Raw genomic sequence first — 19,175 nt, forward strand, 5'->3', positions numbered from 1 at the left:
CTCTTAGCTACCTAGGTCACATACTTATGTATGCTCCCTAGGATATCTTCGTTTGCCGCCTTGCTACAACTCGAACTATTTTGAATAAATTCGTTTCATGTTGTAGCAAAATTATTTAAATCCAATTACTCATATTTCGAGCTGTAGCGGTGTTGGCTTCTCTTAGCTACCTAGGTCACATACTTATGTATGCTCCCTAGGATATCTTCGTTTGCCGCCTTGCTACAACTCGAACTATTTTGAATAAATTCGTTTCATGTTGTAGCAAAATTATTTAAATCCAATTATTCACATTTCGAGCTGTAGCGGTGTTGGCTTCTCTTAGCTACCTAGGTCACACATATTAGTCATTCAAACTACTTTAGATAGTGTCTGATTACATTAAAAATATGTCGGAATATCAGCTTATTAGCCATTTTTAATAGTGCATTTTATATCTAGCTTATAATAGCAAGGGGCTATTTAACCATAAAATAGATTCATAAGGATAGGCAGAATGCGTAAAAGTGAGTTGTAAAAGCCATCAGAGATAAATAAAAACGGCGGGGAAATCCCGCCGTTTAGACATTGTTATCATCAGAGAGTAGATAGGTTATCTGACGAGAGCTATAACAGTATCGGTTGAAACAGTAGGATCAACAGACATCATTACACTCAATGCAGTAATTGCTACGATTGAGAAAATGAATAGTTTTCTTGCCCAGACTCGGTCGTCGTTCTCGGTTTTGAAACCCGAAATCGCCATACCCAGCCACCACAAGCTAACTGCTGCACCTACGACCAAATACTTATAGCCCGCGTATCCGCTGATAGCTAACATTAACGTTGCAACCATAAACGCAAGGATATACAAGAAAATATGTGTCTTAGCGACAGAAATTCCTTTAATCACCGGTAACACAGGAATGTTCGCGGCTTTGTAATCCTTAAAACGGAAAATGGCAATGGCATACGAGTGAGGCATCTGCCACAAACTGAAAATTAATAACAGGATTAGAGCCCCTGTATCAAATTCATTAGTGACAGCGCAGTAACCGATAACGGGTGGTGCTGCGCCAGACAGGCTGCCAATTAGCGTGCCATAGACTGACTTACGTTTCATATACAGGCTATAAATGCCTACATAAACAATGAAACCGATGACTGCAAGTAGCATTGCCAAGGCATTGGCTGCTACGAGTAGCAGCACCATACCAGCAATACCTAATGCAGCGGCGTAAATCAGGCTAACTTTCGGGTCAATCAGCCCTTTAACTAAAGGGCGATTCTTAGTTCTTTCCATGATACGGTCGATATCACGGTCGATGTAGTTGTTGAAAACACAACCAGAAGCCACGACCAGTGATACACCCAGCAAAGTCGCAACGAACAGCGGGTAATCAATTGACCCTTTTGAGGCCAAAAGAAAACCGCCGATCACAGAAATCAAGTTTCCGAATATAATTCCTGGTTTGGTCACTTGCAGGTATTGCTTAAACATATCGGCAACTCTTTAGTCGAGCATCATATTGATGTTCAGGTTGTACATAATCCACAGCGAGCCGACAACAACGATGCCGACAATAAGCATGGTGAACAGAAATGCAACCAAGTTCCAACGCTCATCAGATGAGGTATTCATATGTAAGAAACATACTAAGTGAACGAAGATTTGCACGACTGCCATACCGACAACAGTCCAAAGGATTGTTGACGTCGTCGCTGTGCCTTCCATCACCATCCAAAACGGGATAACCGTTAGGATAACTGACAGAATAAAGCCAATCAGGTATGTCTTAACGCTACCGTGGCTTGCTCCAGTGTGAGCATCTTTTGCATGACTCATTTAAATAGCCCCCAGAAGATAAACAACGGTAAATACACAGATCCAAACCACGTCTAAGAAGTGCCAGAACAGGCTCAGGCAGTTCAAACGTGTTTTGTTAACGTCAGTCAAACCACGACGAGTGACCTGAATCATCATGATAACAATCCAAATCAGACCCGCAGAAACGTGCAGACCGTGCGTTGCAACCAGTGCAAAGAAGCCAGATAAGAAACCACTACGGTCAGGGCCAAAGCCTTCAGCGATCAGTTCGTGGAACTCATAGACTTCCATGATAACGAAGCCAAGGCCTAACAGGAATGTCGCGAACAGCCATAAGTTAACTGCACCGATTTTTCCTTTATGCATCGCAATCATAGCGAAGCCGTAAGTAATACTACTTACTAACAGTAAGAAGGTTTCGCCTAATACGAACTTCAGACTGAAGATATCTTTACCAGCGGGACCGCCAGCAGTTCCATCGGCCAAAACAACATAGGTTGCAAACAAACAAGCAAACAGGATCAAGTCGCTCATGATATAGAGCCAGAAACCGAATACTTTAGTGCCACCTGCATCGTGGTGCCCATGCTCAGCATGGGCGATATTTTGGTTAGTCATTGTATTAGTTGACATCGTTCACACCTGCCTTACGTAATTCTTCAAAGTGCTTATTCTCGATTTCTTCGATTTCAGCCACAGGTACGTAGTAATCAACATCTTCGTCGAAGCTTTTTGCAATCCAAGTTACGATCATTCCACCGAAACCAATAATTGCCATCCACCAGATGTGCCAGATCATTGCGAAACCTAAAATCAAGCTAAATGCTGCGATGATAACGCCAGCGCCAGTATTTTTCGGCATATGAATTTCTTCATATGAAGTTGGTTTCTTATGAGCAAGACCTTTTTCTTTCAGATCCCACCAAGCATCACGAGTTTGAACGTGTGGTTCAATCGCAAAGTTATAGAATGGTGGCGGTGAAGAAGTTGCCCACTCAAGTGTACGTCCACCCCATGGATCTCCCGTTAAATCACGGTTTTCATGGCGGTCACGAATACTCACAATGATTTGGATAACTTGACATGCAATACCGATAGCGATTAACGCAGCACCGCCTGCAGCAACCACCAACATTGTGTGGTAAGTCGGGTCAATGTTCTGGCTTAAACGACGGGTCATACCCATAAAGCCCAGAATATATAACGGCATGAATGCTAAGAAGAAACCGATGATCCAGAACCAGAATGCACGGACACCCCATTTTTCATTCAGTGTAAAGCCGTAAGCTTTCGGGAACCAATAAGTCATACCCGCGAAGCATCCGAACACCACACCACCAATGATAACGTTATGGAAGTGAGCAATCAGGAATAGACTGTTGTGCAGAACAAAGTTTGCACCTGGTACAGCTAACAGAACACCTGTCATACCACCCACAGAGAAGGTGATAATGAAACCAATAGTCCACAGCATTGGTGATTTAAACTCAATGCGACCTTGGTACATCGTAAACAGCCAGTTGAAGATCTTAACCCCAGTTGGGATTGCGATAATCATGGTGGCGATACCGAAGAAGGCGTTTACGTTCGCACCTGAACCCATCGTAAAGAAGTGGTGCAGCCATACGATGAAGGACATAACGGTGATAACGATTGTTGCCCAAACGAGTGAGGTATAACCGAATAAACGTTTTTTCGAGAAGGTTGCTGCAACTTCAGAGAACACACCGAACACTGGCAGAACAAGGATATACACCTCAGGGTGACCCCATGCCCAAATCAGGTTAATGTACATCATCATGTTGCCACCCATATCGTTAGTAAAGAAATGGGTACCTAAATAACGGTCTAACGTCAGAAGCGTCAGAGTGACGGTTAAGATAGGGAAAGCAGCAACAATCAATACGTTAGTACATAACGCAGCCCAGCTGAATACAGGCATTTTCATCATCGACATACCCGGTGTACGCATACGGATAATTGTGGCGATGAAGTTAACCCCTGTTAATAACGTACCAATACCCGATATCTGGAGACTCCAGAGCCAGTAATCGACCCCGACCCCTGGGTTGTACTCCAAGCCTGATAATGGCGGATAAGCTAACCAACCTGTTTGTGCGAATTCACCTACCCCTAAAGAGATGTTGATTAAGACAACACCAACGACAAAGAACCAGAAGCTCAATGAGTTAAGGAATGGGAAGGCAACGTCGCGCGCACCAATTTGCAGAGGTACAACGAGGTTCATCAAACCGACAACAAATGGAGTTGCCATGAAGAAAATCATGATAACGCCGTGTGCGGTAAAGATTTGGTCATAGTGATGAGGGTTTAAAAAGCCCTCTTGCCCAGCAGAAGCAAGCACTTGCTGACCACGCATCATGATGGCATCCGCAAAACCACGGAACAACATAACCATCGCTACAATGATGTACATGACACCAATTTTCTTATGGTCAACCGAGGTTAACCACTCTTTCCACAGCCATTTCCATTTACCGAAATAGGAGATCACACCGACTAAGCCAAGCCCACCAAGGACAATAGCAATCAGTGTGACAACGATAATCGGCTCGTGGAGCGGAACTGCATCTAGTGTTAATTTTCCGAACATGCCCTTATTCCTCAGCGCCTGCTGCATGAGCATTATGGCTCATTTGCATAGAATGACCTGTAGATTCTTCTTTGGTTTCTACAGGAGCGTGACCTTTATGGTGCTCATGACCAAACTTCAGAACGATATCGTTATAAAGGTTAGGTTTCACGCTAGAGAAGTAGGTAACAGGAACATTTGTGCTTGGCTTAGCGACTTCGTCGAATGCCTGCATTGTATCCATTGTCTTAGGAGACGCTTTTACCTTTTGTACCCACTCATCAAAGCCTTGGCGGTCAGGGGTTGCAATCGCATTGAACTTCATATCAGAGAAGCCATGGCCACTGTAGCTTGCAGAGAAGCCTTTATAAGTGCCTGGTTCATTGGCGATTAAGTGAAGTTTAGTTTGCATACCTGCCATCGCGTAGATTTGGCCACCTAAAGATGGAATGAAGAACGAGTTCATCACCGAATCAGACGTGATTTTGAAGTTAACTGGCACACCAGTAGGGAATGCGATTTCGTTAACTGTAGCAATACCTTGCTCTGGATAGATAAAGATCCATTTCCAGTCAGCTGAAATAACTTCGATTGTGACAGGTTCCTGATCACTCACTAATGGCTGATACGGGTCCAGCTCATGTGTCGTCTTCCAAGTGATAGCACCCAGAATGATGATAATGATGATAGGAACAGTCCAGCAGACTAACTCAATTTTATTTGAGTGAGCCCAGTTTGGACGGTATGTAGCAGACGTGTTGGATTCACGATATTTTCTGGCGAAGATAATCGTCATAAAAATAACAGGAATAACAACAAGTAGCATTAAGCCAATTGCAATAAGAATTAGCTCTTTTTGTTTTACGCCTACGGCGCCTTTTGGATCCATCAACACCATGTCGCAACCACCTAATAATAAGGCTGCTACAACGAGTGAGATTGCTCCGATACTTTTTTTGTAGTTCATAAGTCTCATCCACGACCCCAAATGACAAGATTCTAATTGTCGTTTCATCAGTGCGGGCATTTTACGGTAAGGTTATGCGAGTGTAAATGATTGTAAGGCAAAGAAACGGAATTGTTAGCTCTTTATGTTAATATGATCACATGTAAAGAACTTATAAAGAAAAAGTTAAAATTGATACGGATTATAAGTATATATTGATAAAAGCCCTTTAATACTAAATTATCTTAGTAATTTTTCAAAGAAAAATATATACAAAAGAAGTGAAAAAATGACGAAACTGATATGAATCATAAGCAATATGGTAAGGGAAAGTACGTCTTTTCTTGCCGATAAAGCCATTTAAGTCGCTTTATCGGCAAAATAGTTTAGAAAAATTATCACTATTTTGATTTAAAAAGAAAATTAATAAATCGCTATACAATTTTCAATAACGCATTAGAACGTATACTTTAATGTATAAATGATTGCGTCTTGATAAAATGTATCGCCTAATTTATTGTCAGCATAGCGATATTGCACACCTGCAGCTAAATGTGGTGTCGCATTCCACCAAAAAGCCATGGCGCCATTAATGCCATTTCGCTTCCCTCCGTTGTAGCGTTTATTACGTGCAAATTCCATTTCATGCCAATTGGTTATCATGAAGTTTTCTTCAAATGCGCTGAAATTATAACCCGCTACCCACCCAGCGGTATAACCGTTATTACCAGAATAGAATGTTTGATCAGTATAGTTTAGGGCGATAAAAGGCTTAAACCACAAGTCACCAAAAGCGGTGTTGTAACCGATACCATATAACGTATTCACATCATGGAAATTCCCGCCATATTTTGTTCCTGGCAATGACCATGTACCGTAAACATGACCGTACAGATTAAAACCAGTATCACCTAAATAAAAGCGGCCTGTTGTTTTGATTGTGTAGCGTTTATTACGTCCTGAATCAGTATGCTGTGTATGAAGAGGGTTTTCCACATCAAAGAAACCATAGAGTTCACCCCAATTAAAATTCGCACCACCTTCTAATTCAACATAGGCAAAATCTTTTTTACGAGTCGTTTTCTCCGTTTTGGTCTCAGTACGGTGGGACCAGTCTAAATAGTTAATGTTGATATCAGCAAAACCATTTTGATAGCCTAAAAGATCATCAGAATATGCCGTACCTGCCACAGAAGCTAAGGCGGCAATATAAAGGAGTTTTTTCATAATAGATTATTTTCGTTAATTAATTAATGGGGTTGAGTAGTGCACTATTCGTTAACGTGTTATCTAACTAGTCTCTAACATGTGATATATTAGGCTTTAAAATTGCAATTAAGAAATATTTTTCATTGGATGAGTGATCGTAATCACGATCATAAAGTGATTTTGAGGTGTTTTGTGATTAAGGACTATTTTATTCAAATGATCAGATTCCCTAAACTAATAAGTTAGCCTTAGGGAATCAATTAAATAGATAAATAAATGTGAGAGAAAAAAGAATTATTGTTTGACAGTTTTACGGACAGCGAGGAAATCTAAACTTCCCCCAATAATTAAACTGATGGCACCAATGCTAATCCCAGTATTGAACAAAATATTTTGGTAGCTGGGGATAGCCAGCCAAAATTCAATTTGCGTAGTGAATAGGTAAACTTTCATTCCACTAAAAGAAAATGCCAATAGAGAAAGTAGCCAAAATGCAAGGCAAGTTACTGCGGCAAGTAGGGCATAAACAGCGAAACGATAGCCATTTGCGTATAGTTCACGGCGCTGGAACAGCCCGGTAGCTTGGGTATATAGCAAAGAACTGCGACAGGCTAACAATAACAAGATCCCTGGAACGGCAACGCCAATGGAGATCAAATAAAACAGTGGCCAGCCATAGTTACTGACGAAAATACTAGCGACTGGGCCAATATATACCCGCCCTACCGCAGAAAGGGCAGAGAGGAGTGCAAATTGCGTTGCAGATAAGGATTTATTACACAGCGTCATTAGCAGTGCAACAAATGCTGCGGTACCCATCCCTGAAAAAATATTCTCAAGGAAAATAATGGAGCCCATCGTCATGATATGAGGCGGGGTGACGGCGAGGAACCAATAACCAATGTTTGACCCACCTTGGAGCAAGCCAAAAAGAAACAGAGCCTTAAACAAGCTCATGTTTTTCATTAAGTAACCACCTAATAATGCACCAATGATAGTGGCAGCCATTCCGACTGTTTTATTCACTGTTCCGACTTCACTAAGGCTAAAGCCCAGCGCATTGAGTAAAAAGTTAGTATTGAGCGCCATAACAAAAGCATCGCCCAATTTATAAAACACTAATAATAATAAGACGAGCCATGCGTTGTTACGGCTAAAAAATTCTGCTAGAGGTTCATAGATGGCTTTTTTTAACGAGGTAGGAGGGACGCTATTTTCTTCTGGCTCTTTGGCTAGCAAAGTTGCAATAACACCGATGACCATTAACCCTGCCATGACAAGGTAAAGCTGTTTCCATGTAAGGAATTTATCGGCGAGCCAAAGGGCTAACCCACCAGAAACTAGCATGCTGATTCGATAGCCCATCACTGAGGTTGCAGCACCAATTCCGCGTTCTTCTGCGCTTAGCAGGTCAGTCTTATAAGCATCAAATACAATATCTTGGGATGCAGAACAAAAGGCGACAGTAACGGCTAACGCGGCGAGATACCATAAATGCTCAGAAGGGTTCATGAATCCCATGGCGGCAATACTAATAATAAGAAGAATTTGTGTGGTTAACAGCCAGCCTCTACGACGTCCCAAAAAAGGCGGTGTATAACGGTCCATCATAGGAGACCATAAAAACTTCAAAACATAAGCTTGCCCGACTAAGGAAAAGAAGCCAATTGTTTTGATATCAACGTTTTCAACCGTTAACCAAGCTTGCAATGTTCCTGCAGTCAGCGCTAAAGGTAAGCCAGAAACGAAGCCTAAAAGGATTAAAGTAATATTATTCGGTAGTGTGAAACGAGGCATTATTCCCTCTAAGCCTAAGGTGATTTTGCTGCAATCTATAGCGCTGCAAAGGCATTGACCGTGCAAAGCTATCCAAATGTTAACTTGGATAGCTTAATACGAAATGATGGTATTCGCTCGTTTAATAGCGTGAATTTTGTCTGATAAAATCGGTGATTTCTTGATCGGATGCCATGTCAGCAATTAAATCAGCTAATGCACTATTAATTGCAGCTTCGATTTTTGCATTATTCGCCGCTAACAATTCTTGTGTATTAAAATTACGGGTGAATGAACGCGTTTTTGTGGAGCCATTTGGTGCCGTTGCTGTGATGCTTACACTTGAATTAACGGTAATATTATGACGTAGACTACCTTCAGCAACGTTAGTATCCAATTTATTCAATTGAACGACTAAATTAACATTGGCGGGTGAAGTGACCATAAAGCCTCGAGCAGCCATCTGTTTTTCAACGGCTTCTTGCATCAAATAGCGGGGATCACGGGAAGGATTAAGCACCACTAGGCTACCATTACGATTGACTTCCGCTAATGATTTATTGGTACGGTTGTCTACACTGCTAACACTAATTGAGGTTGCATTCAGCGTTGGATTTTTAGCGGGTAACGCTATTTTGGGTTCGAGCGAGAGAGTGTTGCTGCTTGTTGCACATCCAGCAAGTAGAAACAACGCAAAAAGTGGAAAACACAGTTTTCTTAACATAATTTTTTCCAGTTCATCTTTCCTAATTGAAAATGTTTCGTTATGGTGCGGGTAGCCGCCACTCGATATAAAGTCGAGTGGCCAAATTATCCTGAACTATTAGACAACAGTTTTTGAAAAAATTCGCACTAACGTGTCGATATCATAACATTGCCAAGTCATTATCGGATATTTCTATAATAAGAAGATAGCAATAATCAAGATGTGCAATATAGTTTACTGAACTTATCAATACTAGAGCGGGTCGCTATTAAGGAGTATTTTATGGTCGCCAATGCATCACAAAGTATGCAGTCTCGTGTGAGCCAAAAATTACAAGATGCTTTTGAACCAAGTCACTTGAATGTCATTAATGAAAGCCATCAACATAATGTATTACCTGGCTCGGAAAGTCATTTCAAAGTCATCTTAGTTACTGATAAATTTGAAAATAAACGAATGCTTGGCCGTCACCGTGAAATTTATGCTATTTTAGCCGATGAATTAGCGGGGGGCATCCATGCTCTTGCTCTGCATACCTATACACCAAAAGAATGGGATGAATTGGCAGATACCGCGTTAAAATCGCCCGCTTGTCGTGGTGTAGGTGGCGTTAACCGTTAATTTGTGTAGCCAATTGGCCTTTACTTGGACGATTGGCATTATCCATCAAACCTAAAAGGAGTCTGATGGGTATTTTTTCTTCAATTTTGGTGAAGAAATAAAAATTTTAGTCAGAAAAGTCACAAATAAAGAGGAAAAATCGCTTCTTTTATCTGCTTTTCTCGACTCAGGGCGCTGTCATCGGTATAATGCTGCGTCTAATTTTCAGTAAGGTTTCGGGACGCTTCTGATATCAGGGATTGACCGTTACGTAAGTAACGCCCCCGGTTCTGGAAGGGAGAAGGCCATTAATTGCTTAATGGCATAACTCTGGAGTAGACCGATCACTAAGATTTATTTTGAGGTAAGAAGATGCAAGTTTCTGTTGAAACGACTCAAGGCCTTGGGCGTCGTGTAACAATCACCGTTCCTGCCACTGATATTGAAAAAGCAGTAAATAGCGAGCTGGTTAGCGTTGCTAAGAAAGTACGTGTTGATGGTTTCCGTAAAGGGAAAGTACCAATGAACATCGTTAAACAACGTTATGGTGCGTCTGTTATGCAAGACGTTCTGGGCGATGTTATGCAACGTAACTTCATCAATGCAATCATCGAAAACAAAATCAATCCAGCTGGTGCGCCTAGCTATAAGCCAGAGCAACTGGAAGATGGTAAAGATTTCGTTTACGCGGTTGAGTTTGAAGTTTACCCAGAAATCGAATTAACAGGCTTAGATACTATCGAAGTTGAAAAACCTGCGGTTTCTGTCAAAGACGAAGACCTGGAAAATATGTTAGATACTCTGCGTAAACAACAAGCAGAGTGGAAAGAAGCTGATGCGGCAGCTGTTGCTGATTCACGCATCACTATCAACTTCACAGGTTCTATCGACGGTGAAGAGTTCGAAGGTGGTAAAGCAGAAGACTTCGCACTGGTTATGGGTGAAGGCCGCATGATCCCTGGCTTTGAAGAAGGCGTTGTTGGCCACAAAGCAGGTGAAGAATTTGATATCGAAGTTAACTTCCCAGAAGATTACCACGCTGAAAACCTGAAAGGTAAAGCAGCGAAATTCGCTATCGTTCTGAAAAAAGTAGAACAACGCGAACTGCCAGAATTCACAGAAGAATTCATTAAGCGTTTCGGTATTGCTGATGGCACTTTAGACGGTCTGCGTGCTGAAGTTCGTAAAAACATGGAACGTGAGCTGAAAAATGCGGTGCGTAACCGTGTTAAAGCACAAGTTCTTGATGGTTTGATCAAAGCAAACGACATCGAAGTTCCAGCAGCAGTGGTTGATGGTGAAATCGATGTTCTGCGTCGTCAAGCGGCACAACGTTTTGGTGGCAATGAACAACAAGCGATGGAATTACCACGTGAACTGTTCGAAGAACAAGCAAAACGCCGTGTTGTTATCGGTCTGCTGTTAGGCGAAGTGATCAACAAAAACGAACTGAAAGCTGACGAAGATCGTGTTAAAGCGCTGATCGAAGAAATGGCGTCTGCATACGAAGATCCTGCTGAAGTTATCGAATACTACAGCAAAAACGAAGAGCTGATGAACAGCGTTCGTAACTTAGCATTAGAAGAACAAGCGGTTGAAACTATTCTGGCTGTTGCTAAAGTTACTGAAAAAGAAACTAATTTCACTGAGCTGATGAACCAAGTTCAAGCTGGTTAATTTATTTCTTGTTGTACAAAATAAAAACCCGTGGTGTCTTACTGCGGGTTTTTTTGCAATTAAAGCTTTTGAATAACAACTTTTTTGTGAATTAAGATAGGGTAACCTTGAAAATTACATTTAAACCCTAATTATATCCCTAATACTTCATCTAGCATGTATTCAGTTTTGCTTGCGATTTGAACTATTTTGTAGAGCAAATATCAAAAGAGAGGCGAATTCAACCAAAAGAGTTATTTCGTCATTTTTGAAAATCAGTTATGGTTTTCTAATGGGATAATACCGTGTAAGCAAACAAACTTGTGTTAGACTTATTGAAAGAGCGTTTTATTGACTTCAGCACAGTTTACTGCAATTTCTTCTTATTTCACCCGTAATCAGTCCAATATAGGCTAAAATAGAGAAATAAGAGGATCGTGAAAGTTTGCAAAAAAAGTATTTTTAAACATGTTGTTTTGCAACACTCCCTTTGCTCAAGATGATGGTTAGCAGATAGCAAATTAGGCGCAAGCACCAGAAAGTTTTTAATAGGAGATTTCGATGTCACATTTTGGCGGTCAGGAACAATTAGCATCCCAAATGGCTCTTGTGCCAATGGTCATTGAGCAAACCTCTCGAGGCGAGCGCTCATATGATATTTATTCACGTCTATTAAAAGAACGTATCATCTTCCTGACGGGGCAAGTGGAAGACCATATGGCGAACTTAATCGTCGCTCAAATGTTATTCCTTGAAGCAGAAAACCCTGAAAAAGATATCCAACTGTACATCAACTCACCAGGTGGTGTGATTACGGCAGGTATGTCTATCTATGATACCATGCAATTTATTAAGCCAGATGTTAGTACTATTTGTATGGGACAAGCGTGTTCTATGGGCGCATTTTTGTTGACTGCTGGCACAAAAGGTAAGCGTTTTTGCTTGCCAAACTCGCGTGTGATGATCCACCAACCGCTAGGTGGCTATCAAGGTCAAGCAACGGATATTGAAATCCATGCGCAAGAAATTTTAAAAGTGAAAACTCGTATGAATGAACTCATGGCTCACCACACAGGTAAGTCCATTGAAGAAATCAGCCGTGACACTGAGCGTGACCGTTTCTTGTCAGCTAATGAAGCGAAAGAGTACGGTTTAGTCGACCAAATTTATAGTAGCCGCTAAGTGGTTAACTTTTGGTATAACTAATTCATACCATAAACTATTTTAAGAAAATCGTTGCTATGTTTCCTGTTTTAATCAAACAAAAACAAGGCAATATGGATAAAAGTGAGGTCAACTGATGACAGAAAAACGCAAAGAGGGAACAGGTAAATTGCTTTACTGTTCTTTCTGCGGAAAAAGTCAGCACGAAGTACGTAAGCTGATTGCCGGTCCGTCAGTCTATATCTGTGATGAATGTGTAGACTTATGTCTTGATATCATCCGTGAAGAAATTAAAGAACTTGCGCCACACCGTGAGCGCAGTGAACTGCCTACGCCACATGAAATTAGGCAACACCTTGATGATTACGTCATCGGTCAAGAAAAAGCGAAAAAAGTCTTGGCGGTTGCGGTTTATAACCATTACAAGCGCTTGCGTAATGGCGACAAAACCAGTGATGGTGTTGAATTAGGTAAAAGTAATATCTTGTTAATTGGTCCAACGGGGAGTGGTAAAACGCTGCTGGCTGAGACCTTAGCACGTTATTTGGATGTGCCATTTACTATGGCTGATGCCACGACATTAACCGAAGCAGGTTATGTGGGTGAAGACGTCGAAAACATCATCCAAAAATTACTGCAAAAATGTGACTATGACGTCGAAAAAGCGCAGCGTGGTATCGTGTATATCGATGAAATTGATAAAATTTCTCGTAAATCTGATAACCCATCCATTACCCGCGATGTTTCGGGTGAAGGTGTGCAGCAAGCTCTTTTGAAACTTATCGAGGGTACTGTTGCCGCTGTTCCTCCACAAGGTGGACGTAAGCATCCACAACAAGAGTTTTTACAGGTAGATACCTCGAAGATTCTGTTTATTTGTGGTGGCGCATTTGCTGGTTTAGATAAAGTGATTGGTCAGCGTTTAAATACCCGTTCAGGTATTGGGTTCGCGGCAGAAGTAAAAGGCGAGTCAGACAAAGCAACAGAAGGTGAATTATTAACACAAGCTGAGCCAGAAGATTTAATTAAATTCGGTCTAATTCCTGAGTTTATTGGTCGTCTGCCAGTGGTTGCTACGTTGACTGAGCTGAGCGAAGAAGCGCTAATTCAAATTTTACAAGAGCCGAAAAATGCATTAACTAAACAGTATCAAGCGCTGTTTAGCCTTGAGGGAACTGAACTTGAGTTCCGTGAAGAAGCGTTAAAAGCGATTGCGAAAAAAGCGATGGCACGTAAAACGGGTGCCCGCGGCTTGCGTTCAATTGTTGAAGCTGCTCTGTTAAATACCATGTATGACCTTCCTTCTATGACGGATGTCGAAAAAGTTGTCGTTGATGAAAATGTCATTAACGAACAATCAGAACCTTTATTGATCTACAGCAAGCCAGATGCTCAAGCTTCAGGTGATAACTAATCTTAAAGAAAGCGTTCAATAAATAATCAAGCGAAATGAGGGATATCCCTCATTTTGTTTTTTATGTTTAACTACCCATTGAATGCTAAAATCTTGTCCCCATATAGTTTATATTCTGAGGTGTGGTTTCCTTGTTTTTGAGAACATTTTTCAAGCAAGAGACAGAAACCCTTAAACTAGCGTGAGCTAAACGAAGAGAGAGCTTTATGAATCCAGAGCGTTCCGAACGCATTGAAATACCAGTATTGCCTCTGCGTGATGTAGTGGTATACCCACATATGGTGATCCCACTGTTTGTTGGACGTGAAAAATCCATTCACAGTCTGGAAGCAGCGATGGATCATGACAAACAAGTGATGCTGGTTGCGCAAAAAGAAGCCTCGACTGATGAGCCAGGGGTGAACGATTTATTTGCTGTTGGTACAGTTGCATCCGTTATTCAGATGCTAAAACTGCCAGACGGCACAGTGAAAGTCTTAGTTGAAGGCTTAAGACGTGCGCGTATTACTAGCTTGACTGATAATGGCGAGTATTTCCTCGCTCAAGCTGAGTACTTAGCCGCTGAACAAGACAAACACGCTGAAGGTGCCGTTTATGACGAAACCACAGCGGGCACTCAAGCATCAATTCTTGATGAAAAAGAAAATGAAGTGCTGTATCGCACCATTGTGAGCCAGTTTGAAAGCTATATTAAGCTCAACAAAAAAATTCCACCAGAAGTGCTGACTGCATTGCACTCGATAGAGCAAGACCAGCTTGATAAACTTGCAGACACAATTGCATCCCACATGCCGCTAAAATTAGCAGATAAGCAACGCGTTCTTGAAATGGCAAATATTGCTGAACGTGTTGAGTTCCTGATGGCGATGATGGAGTCAGAAACAGAATTACTGCAAGTTGAAAAACGCATTCGTAATCGCGTTAAAAAGCAGATGGAAAAAAGCCAGCGCGAGTACTATCTGAATGAGCAAATGAAAGCTATTCAGAAAGAATTGGGTGAAATGGATGATGCGCCAGACGAATATGAATCGCTAAAACGTAAAATCGAAGAAGCGAAAATGCCAAAAGAGGCACAAGAAAAAGCAGAAGCAGAATTGCAGAAGCTGAAAATGATGTCTCCAATGTCAGCAGAGGCCACGGTTGTCCGTAGCTATATCGACTGGATGGTACAAGTACCATGGCACACACGTAGCAAAGTCAAAAAAGACTTAGTCAAAGCACAAGAAGTATTAGATACCGATCATTACGGCCTTGAGCGTGTAAAAGACCGTATTCTAGAATATCTTGCAGTGCAAAGTCGTGTAAGTAAAATTAAAGGGCCAATTCTTTGCTTGGTAGGGCCTCCTGGGGTTGGTAAAACCTCACTGGGTCAATCTATTGCGAAGGCAACGGGTCGCCAATACACCCGTATGGCATTAGGTGGTGTACGTGATGAAGCAGAAATCCGCGGTCACCGTCGTACTTATATTGGTTCAATGCCGGGTAAACTTATCCAGAAAATGGCAAAAGTTGGGGTGAAAAATCCACTGTTCTTGCTGGATGAGATTGACAAGATGTCTTCAGACATGCGCGGAGACCCTGCATCAGCATTATTAGAAGTGCTTGATCCAGAACAAAATATCGCGTTTAACGACCACTATTTAGAAGTGGATTACGACTTGTCTGACGTTATGTTTGTTGCAACGTCAAACTCGATGAATATCCCTGCGCCACTGCTGGATCGTATGGAAGTGATTCGCCTTTCAGGTTATACCGAAGACGAAAAACTGAATATTGCTAAAAAACATTTATTATCGAAACAAATTGAACGTAATGCCTTGAAAAAAGGCGAATTAACGATTGATGATAGCGCATTAATGAGCATTATTCGTTACTACACGCGTGAAGCGGGTGTGCGTGGTTTAGAGCGCGAAATTTCGAAATTGTGTCGTAAAGCCGTTAAAGCATTATTAATGGATAAAAAACTCAAACACATCGAAATCAACGCTGATAATTTAAAAGACTATCTGGGTGTTCGTCGCTTCGACTACGGCCAAGCAGATACTGAAAACCGTGTAGGCCAGGTGACTGGTTTAGCGTGGACTGAAGTGGGTGGGGACTTACTTACCATTGAAACTGCGTGTGTACCAGGTAAAGGCAAGTTGACTTACACAGGTTCTTTAGGTGAAGTAATGCAAGAGTCAATCCAGACGGCGTTAACCGTGGTGAGAGCTCGTGCTGAAAAACTGGGTATTAACAGCGATTTCTATGAAAAACGCGACATCCACGTTCACGTACCTGAAGGTGCAACACCAAAAGATGGCCCAAGTGCAGGTATTGCGATGTCAACAGCATTGGTTTCTTGTTTAACAGGTAACCCAGTTCGTGCAGACGTGGCAATGACGGGTGAAATCACCTTAAGAGGGTTAGTTTTCCCAATTGGTGGGTTAAAGGAAAAATTATTAGCTGCACACCGTGGCGGAATAAAAACCGTATTAATCCCTAAAGAAAACGAACGTGACTTAGAAGAAATTCCTCAAAATGTGATCGCTGATTTAGAAATTCATCCAGTGAAAACCATTGAAGAAGTCCTTTCTTTAGCTTTAGTTAACCCACCTTTCGGGGCTGAGGTTGTTAAAAAGAAAGCAAAAAGAGTGAGCTGAATCAAGAAGTTTGCATAAAACTAAGGCTGACAGCTAATTTAGGGCTTGTCAGCCTTTTTTTTCATCGTTAATTTAGCGATGATTCTGATAATTGTTTGTATGCAATCTGTTCTCTTGCCATTGGTAATCAGGATTGATATAACGGCTAAATCATTAATTAACTGTACGAATAGAAGCTAGCTGCTATAGTTAATTTGATGGTTTATAGTCCAACTAATAATGGGGATGATAAGAGTGAATAAAGCTCAACTGATTGATCAAATCGCTTCTGATGCGAATATTTCTAAAGCTGCTGCAGGTCGCGTTGTTGACGCGTTCGTTGCTACTGTAACGAGTTCTTTGAGTAAAGGAGACGATGTTGCTTTAGTTGGCTTTGGTAATTTTACTGTTCGTGAGCGTGCTGCACGTACAGGCCGTAACCCACAAACGGGCAAAGAGATTAAAATCGCTGCGGCGAAAGTTCCAGCTTTCCGTCCAGGCAAGGGTCTTAAAGACGCTGTTAATAGCTAATTAAGTATTTTAGTTTGTCTTTCTTGCATTTTTGCAAAAACTCAAACTGACGGAATGCCTTTAATCAGCTAATATATAAGCGCACCATGGAAATGGTGCGCTTTTTTTTCTTTCTGAGTTAAGATTAGCGTATTATTAAGAAATTGAATTCAACAAAGCGGAGTTAAGCCTTTTTATGATGGAAAATCTACGCACGAAGGCCAACAGTCCTTTTATTAAAATTTTGCTAGGGCTCATTATGCTGTCATTCGTGCTGACAGGCGTTATGATGGGCGGCTTAGGTGGCAATAGTGCCAACAAAGCAGCAGAAGTTAATGGGCAGCCAATTAGCAAGGAACAGTTACAGCAGGCTTTTCAGCAGGAACGCCAATCATTACAAGAATACTTGGGAGATAAATTCTCTGAAGTGGCGAGTAATGAAGAAAGCATGAATTTGCTGCGTCGCCAAGCGCTTGATAATTTGATTAACAATGAATTGATTAATCAATATGCTAATGAACTGAATCTCTCAGCAAGCGATCAACAGATTGAGCAATCTATTTTCTCTATGCCAATCTTCCAAACTGATGGGCGGTTTGATAGCGATAAATATCGTGAAATCTTAAGTCGTTATAACATCAATGCGGATAGTTTTGCGGCACAAATACGCCAAGATTTAACACGTGCTCAGTTAGGGAAATCTTTTACTGGGACGGACTTCGCTTTACCATCAGAAGTTAAAGCATATGCTGAATTATTTATGCAAGAGCGTGAAATTCGCACTGCAACTTTGTCCTTAGCTGATGTGCAAGCGAAACAAACGATATCGGAAGAAGAGCTGAAAGCATACTACGATGCGAATCAAAATAGTTTTATTTCACCTGAAAAAGTGAAAGTCAGCTATGTTGAAATGGACGCAGCATCTATGCCTGAAGCGACGGTTTCTGATGAAGAAGTGAAAACGTATTATGAGCAAAACCTGAAAAATTACACTCAGGCAGAGCAAAAGCAATACAGCATGATCCAAGTGTCTTCTGAAAAAGAAGCGAACGACATCATCAATGAAATCAAAGCAGGTGCAGATTTTGCTACGCTAGCGGCTGAAAAATCAACGGATAAATTCAGTGCGGGCAACAAAGGCCTGATTGGCTGGATGGAAGCGGCTTCAACGCCGAGCGAAATTATCACTGCAAACTTAACAGAAAAAGGCCAACTTTCGGCACCGGTTAAAGCGCAGGATAACTATGTTGTTTTCCGTTTAGATGACATCAAGCCTGAGTCAACTAAACCGTTTGAACAAGTTTCTGAAACCATCAAAGTTAGCTTGCTGCAGGATAAAAATATCAAGCAGTTCTATGACTTACAACAGAAAGTCAGTGAAGCCGCAACGAGCGATATGGAGTCACTCGTATCGGTTGAGTCTGTTTCTGGCTTAAAAATGGTGACAACAGATTGGTTTGATCGTAACAATCCACCTGCAGCGTTAAATTTCCCTAAAGTTATCAATGAAGTCTTTAGTGACCGTTTGGTTGATAAAAACGGTTCTAAAGGGATTAACTCTGACGTGATTAACGTGGAAGGCGACCGTGCGTTTGTTGTCCGTGTGACTGAGTACAAACCAGAAAGCACAGAGCCGTTTGAAACAGTTAAGCCTGCGATTGAAACATTAGTTAAGCGCCAGAAAGCCGATGCAGAGCTAAAAGCAACCGCAGACAAGCTACTTACTGACTTGAAAGCTGGTAAAGGTGAAGAGGCGTTAAGTACAGCGGGCGTTAAATTTACTGACGTGCAAACTGTTTCCCGCTTAATGCCGCAAAGTGCGACGATTAATGTTGCAATGGAAATGGCTCAACCTGTTGATGGTAAGCCTGCATACTCACTTGCCCGTGATGAATCTGATAACTATGTCGTTATTCAGTTGGATAAAGTGACTTTAGGCCAGCCAACGGAAGACGAGCTGAAACAGTTATCTCGTGAATACCAAGGTGTGATGAGCTCTGCTGTGAATGAAGCGCTGATGCTTAATTTACGTGAAAATGCAAAAATTGAAGTTCTGAATCTTGAATAATTGCGAGTAGCTTCGCAAATTAAGTTGTAAGCATATTATTAAAAGGCCACCTTTGGGTGGCCTTTCGCATTTTTATTTTTCGCTAAATGCTGAGATGATTTTTCT

The 19,175-nt window shown here is 41.5% G+C and carries 15 protein-coding genes; 7 read left to right on the top strand and 8 right to left on the bottom strand.

Annotated elements, in window-relative coordinates; genetic code table 11:
• Positions 1 to 592: 592 nt before the first annotated feature.
• The 8 genes from cyoE to KDJ85_RS14795 all read right to left on the bottom strand — a co-directional run bounded on the left by cyoE (position 593) and on the right by KDJ85_RS14795 (position 9,055).
• On the bottom strand, positions 593 to 1,480 hold the full coding sequence (cyoE, locus tag KDJ85_RS14760; RefSeq protein WP_225820310.1) for a heme o synthase: 888 nt from the start codon (positions 1,478 to 1,480) through the stop codon (positions 593 to 595).
• A gap of 12 nt (positions 1,481 to 1,492) precedes the next feature.
• A complete protein-coding gene (locus tag KDJ85_RS14765; protein WP_206084593.1) occupies positions 1,493 to 1,825 on the bottom strand; it encodes a cytochrome o ubiquinol oxidase subunit IV in 333 nt (110 codons plus the stop codon).
• A complete protein-coding gene (locus KDJ85_RS14770; RefSeq protein WP_206084594.1) occupies positions 1,826 to 2,440 on the bottom strand; it encodes a cytochrome o ubiquinol oxidase subunit III in 615 nt (204 codons plus the stop codon).
• Positions 2,430 to 4,421, bottom strand: a complete 1,992-nt coding sequence (gene cyoB, locus KDJ85_RS14775; protein ID WP_225820311.1) for a cytochrome o ubiquinol oxidase subunit I — start codon at positions 4,419 to 4,421, stop codon at positions 2,430 to 2,432. Before cyoB ends, KDJ85_RS14770 begins: the two co-directional genes overlap by 11 nt.
• 4 nt (positions 4,422 to 4,425) lie before the next feature.
• On the bottom strand, positions 4,426 to 5,376 hold the full coding sequence (cyoA, locus tag KDJ85_RS14780) for a cytochrome o ubiquinol oxidase subunit II (RefSeq protein WP_225820312.1): 951 nt from the start codon (positions 5,374 to 5,376) through the stop codon (positions 4,426 to 4,428).
• Between the two features lie 426 nt (positions 5,377 to 5,802).
• A complete protein-coding gene (locus KDJ85_RS14785) occupies positions 5,803 to 6,573 on the bottom strand; it encodes a nucleoside-specific channel-forming Tsx family protein (RefSeq protein ID WP_206084597.1) in 771 nt (256 codons plus the stop codon).
• A 276-nt stretch (positions 6,574 to 6,849) separates the two neighbouring features.
• On the bottom strand, positions 6,850 to 8,352 hold the full coding sequence (locus tag KDJ85_RS14790; protein ID WP_225820313.1) for an AmpG family muropeptide MFS transporter: 1,503 nt from the start codon (positions 8,350 to 8,352) through the stop codon (positions 6,850 to 6,852).
• 121 nt (positions 8,353 to 8,473) lie between these two features.
• Positions 8,474 to 9,055: a YajG family lipoprotein gene (locus tag KDJ85_RS14795; RefSeq protein WP_225820314.1), complete on the bottom strand. Its 582-nt coding sequence runs from the start codon at positions 9,053 to 9,055 to the stop codon at positions 8,474 to 8,476.
• Positions 9,056 to 9,319: 264 nt separating this feature from the next.
• On the opposite strand from KDJ85_RS14795, the gene bolA reads away from it, so the two are divergent.
• The 7 genes from bolA (at position 9,320) to ppiD (ending at position 19,070) form a co-directional block, all read left to right on the top strand.
• Positions 9,320 to 9,658 carry a transcriptional regulator BolA gene (bolA, locus tag KDJ85_RS14800; RefSeq protein WP_225820315.1) on the top strand — a complete coding sequence of 113 codons (339 nt, stop codon included), beginning with the start codon at positions 9,320 to 9,322 and terminating at the stop codon, positions 9,656 to 9,658.
• A 351-nt stretch (positions 9,659 to 10,009) separates the two neighbouring features.
• Positions 10,010 to 11,314: a trigger factor gene (gene tig / locus KDJ85_RS14805; protein ID WP_225820316.1), complete on the top strand. Its 1,305-nt coding sequence runs from the start codon at positions 10,010 to 10,012 to the stop codon at positions 11,312 to 11,314.
• A gap of 540 nt (positions 11,315 to 11,854) precedes the next feature.
• Complete coding sequence (clpP, locus tag KDJ85_RS14810) at positions 11,855 to 12,475, top strand: ATP-dependent Clp endopeptidase proteolytic subunit ClpP (RefSeq protein WP_206084602.1); 621 nt, start codon at positions 11,855 to 11,857, stop codon at positions 12,473 to 12,475.
• 118 nt (positions 12,476 to 12,593) lie between these two features.
• On the top strand, positions 12,594 to 13,871 hold the full coding sequence (gene clpX / locus KDJ85_RS14815; RefSeq protein WP_206084603.1) for an ATP-dependent protease ATP-binding subunit ClpX: 1,278 nt from the start codon (positions 12,594 to 12,596) through the stop codon (positions 13,869 to 13,871).
• Positions 13,872 to 14,077: 206 nt separating this feature from the next.
• The gene (lon, locus tag KDJ85_RS14820; RefSeq protein WP_225820317.1) at positions 14,078 to 16,513 is read left to right on the top strand and encodes an endopeptidase La; all 2,436 of its coding nucleotides are present in this window, start codon (positions 14,078 to 14,080) and stop codon (positions 16,511 to 16,513) included.
• Positions 16,514 to 16,747: 234 nt separating this feature from the next.
• Positions 16,748 to 17,023, top strand: coding sequence for a nucleoid-associated protein HU-beta (hupB, locus tag KDJ85_RS14825; protein WP_206084605.1), 276 nt, complete (start codon positions 16,748 to 16,750; stop codon positions 17,021 to 17,023).
• A gap of 175 nt (positions 17,024 to 17,198) precedes the next feature.
• A complete protein-coding gene (ppiD, locus tag KDJ85_RS14830) occupies positions 17,199 to 19,070 on the top strand; it encodes a peptidylprolyl isomerase (protein WP_225820318.1) in 1,872 nt (623 codons plus the stop codon).
• Positions 19,071 to 19,175 lie beyond the last annotated feature (105 nt).

The sequence above is a fragment of the Providencia vermicola genome (genome assembly GCF_020381325.1).
GTDB lineage: Bacteria > Pseudomonadota > Gammaproteobacteria > Enterobacterales > Enterobacteriaceae > Providencia > Providencia vermicola.

What these genes read in the sequence shown, in the direction of transcription:
- lon (WP_225820317.1), top strand. Translation starts at nt 14,078, where the DNA reads ATGAATCCAGAGCGTTCCGAACGCATTGAAATACCAGTATTGCCTCTG.
- KDJ85_RS14765 (WP_206084593.1), bottom strand. Translation starts at nt 1,825, where the DNA reads ATGAGTCATGCAAAAGATGCTCACACTGGAGCAAGCCACGGTAGCGTT.
- tig (WP_225820316.1), top strand. Translation starts at nt 10,010, where the DNA reads ATGCAAGTTTCTGTTGAAACGACTCAAGGCCTTGGGCGTCGTGTAACA.
- KDJ85_RS14795 (WP_225820314.1), bottom strand. Translation starts at nt 9,055, where the DNA reads ATGTTAAGAAAACTGTGTTTTCCACTTTTTGCGTTGTTTCTACTTGCT.
- cyoA (WP_225820312.1), bottom strand. Translation starts at nt 5,376, where the DNA reads ATGAGACTTATGAACTACAAAAAAAGTATCGGAGCAATCTCACTCGTT.
- KDJ85_RS14790 (WP_225820313.1), bottom strand. Translation starts at nt 8,352, where the DNA reads ATGCCTCGTTTCACACTACCGAATAATATTACTTTAATCCTTTTAGGC.
- cyoE (WP_225820310.1), bottom strand. Translation starts at nt 1,480, where the DNA reads ATGTTTAAGCAATACCTGCAAGTGACCAAACCAGGAATTATATTCGGA.
- clpX (WP_206084603.1), top strand. Translation starts at nt 12,594, where the DNA reads ATGACAGAAAAACGCAAAGAGGGAACAGGTAAATTGCTTTACTGTTCT.
- bolA (WP_225820315.1), top strand. Translation starts at nt 9,320, where the DNA reads ATGGTCGCCAATGCATCACAAAGTATGCAGTCTCGTGTGAGCCAAAAA.
- KDJ85_RS14785 (WP_206084597.1), bottom strand. Translation starts at nt 6,573, where the DNA reads ATGAAAAAACTCCTTTATATTGCCGCCTTAGCTTCTGTGGCAGGTACG.
- KDJ85_RS14770 (WP_206084594.1), bottom strand. Translation starts at nt 2,440, where the DNA reads ATGTCAACTAATACAATGACTAACCAAAATATCGCCCATGCTGAGCAT.
- ppiD (WP_225820318.1), top strand. Translation starts at nt 17,199, where the DNA reads ATGATGGAAAATCTACGCACGAAGGCCAACAGTCCTTTTATTAAAATT.
- cyoB (WP_225820311.1), bottom strand. Translation starts at nt 4,421, where the DNA reads ATGTTCGGAAAATTAACACTAGATGCAGTTCCGCTCCACGAGCCGATT.
- clpP (WP_206084602.1), top strand. Translation starts at nt 11,855, where the DNA reads ATGTCACATTTTGGCGGTCAGGAACAATTAGCATCCCAAATGGCTCTT.